2 protein-coding genes are annotated in these 2315 nt (G+C 40.6%); both read right to left on the bottom strand.

From position 1 onward, the window contains the following. The coding region (locus ACTF6W_RS01440) for an AAA family ATPase (RefSeq protein WP_438992760.1) at positions 1 to 1245 on the bottom strand (1245 nt) is incomplete at its 3' end. Between the two features lie 23 nt (positions 1246 to 1268). Then, the gene (locus ACTF6W_RS01435) at positions 1269 to 2081 is read right to left on the bottom strand and encodes a thioredoxin domain-containing protein (RefSeq protein WP_438992759.1); all 813 of its coding nucleotides are present in this window, start codon (positions 2079 to 2081) and stop codon (positions 1269 to 1271) included. Between the last annotated feature and the right edge of the window lie 234 nt (positions 2082 to 2315).

The raw sequence follows: 2315 nt of genomic DNA, 5'->3' as shown, positions 1-2315 counted from the left end.
TAAATTTTGAAGTTGTGCTCGTCTTTCTTCAATTTCACGAGAAAAGTTTAATCTATCTGCATTTCTTTCTGCTTGTCGCCCCATCAATTCTTCTAATACGAGTTCTGCGCTTAATGTATCCGCCTGTTTTTCGGCTAAAATTTGAGCTAGTTTTTCAATATTCCCTGATGAGCCATCGACTTCATCTTCGATTATTTTACGCTCTTCCACCAATCTTCCTATTGTGGTCTGGCTGTCTTTGATGGTTTCATTTTCACGAATTTCATCTTGGGCTATTTGTTCAAGCAAAGCCCTCAGCTTATTCTGTGTTTCGGTCACACGCGCTTCTTCGCCGTCCAGCCCATCACGGCTCACAGTAATTCTATGAAGTTTTGCAGCGAGCTCTGCTTCACTCTGACGTAACTCTGGTAATTTTGCTGCTAAAATAGCTTGCTCTTTACTAAGAGATGCAAGTGCGTTGGTTAGTTTAGAAACCAGAATAGCAACTTCTTTTTCATCATGCGAAGATGAAGAGATATTCGTTTGGATATTCTGCCACTCAATATAGAGAAGCAATGATTGAAGCTTTCTAATTTCTTTAGCTACATTTTTATATCGAGTTGCTTGACGGGCTTGATTTTTTAGGCTTCTAATTTGTTCATGAAGTCCAATTTCAACATCGCCGAGACGTTCAAGATTTTTATTGGCGCTTCTTAATTTACTTTCTGCTTCTTTTCGTCGTGTATGAAGCCCACTAATACCTGCTGCTTCTTCAAGTATAGCTCTGCGCTCTTTCGGTTTTGCACTGATCAATGCACCAATCCGGCCCTGACTAACCAGTGAGGGAGAATGCGCCCCCGTCGAAGCGTCTGCAAACATAAGTTTAATGTCTTTACCACGGATTTCTTTACCGTTCATTCGGTAAGCAGAACCGCTTTCACGTTCAATACGTCTAGAAATCTCTAGAAGTTGCTCATCATTAAAAGCTGCCGGCGCTGTGCGCTCTTCATTATCAAGTGTCAGAGTTACTTCAGCAAGGTTACGTGCCGGGCGGCTGTTTGTTCCCGCAAAAATAACATCATCCATGCCATTACCGCGCATGCTTTTAGCGGAATTTTCCCCCATTACCCAACGAAGTGCTTCAAGGAGATTAGATTTACCACAACCATTGGGGCCAACCACGCCCGTAAGGCCTGGTTCGATCACCAATTCAGTTGGGTCAACAAAAGATTTAAACCCAGATAATCTTAGTCGTGTAAAATGCAAAATTATCCCTTTCTATTTCGCACTTAATCTAATTCCGCCTCTATCGCTTTAGAAATTGAATTATAATCATTTCCGGCTTTATTGCCGTTCACAATAATAGTTGGTGTCGCATTCACTTTATACTGTTCGACCGCATATTGCTGAACTTCGAATAGGTATTTGCCAATGTCTTCATTTGCAAGACACGCATCAATTTTCGCTTTATTCATTCCCGCTTGACGCGCATATTTCTGAACTTCGGTCATCGTCGCATCGATAAACATCTGATTCGCTGTTTGTGGATCATTATTGGCTGAAAGTTCTTGATATTTGCCAACATCATACCATTCCATCTGTCTACTAAACAGCATGTTCATAAATGGAACGTACCGTTTTTCAGTCATGCAGCGAGAAAGCGTCGTCGCAGACATATCAATAGGATTAAGCATAAAGCTTCTCATCACAAGTTTAGCTTTACCCGTGTCGATGTAGTCTTCTTTTATTTTCGGTAGGACATTATTATGAAAAGTCGCACAGTGGTTACACGTGAGTGACGCATATTCAATAATCTCAACCGGGGCATTTGGATCCCCCATCACCATATCACGATTTAAAAAGCCGGCTTCTTCAACTGATAAACTCGGCTCTTTGGGCATCGCTGCTGCCATATCATTCTGACTGGCTTGCTCAGCAACCTCTTCAACTTCGCTTGCTGCGCTTGCCATGGCATCAGCATTTTCTGCTGGTTCTGACGCATTATCGCTTTCGCCACATGCAACAAGAAATAAGGATAAAATTGTTACTGTTGCACTTTTTGCAAAAACACCAATATTTCGCGTATATAGTTGTTTAATCATAATTCACCTACAATATGTTGTTATTAATATAAAAATGATTGTTTCGACAAATCAAGGACTGATTGTCATATTCCCAAGTTTTTATTGCTTCTTTTCTTCTTTATTTTTTTACTTCCCATACCACGTCGTGTGAAACGCTTGCCCTGCTTAGGCTTTTCGGGTTTTTGCCGACCTAATATTTCTGAACCTATTTTAAATAAACTTTTTCTTAAATCATCATCTTTGATGTCTTTG

The sequence above is a fragment of the Pseudemcibacter sp. genome (assembly GCF_965661635.1).
Lineage (GTDB): Bacteria > Pseudomonadota > Alphaproteobacteria > Sphingomonadales > Emcibacteraceae > Pseudemcibacter.
Note: the sequence above shows the minus strand (reverse complement) of the source record. Positions and strands in the feature narration are given on the sequence as shown.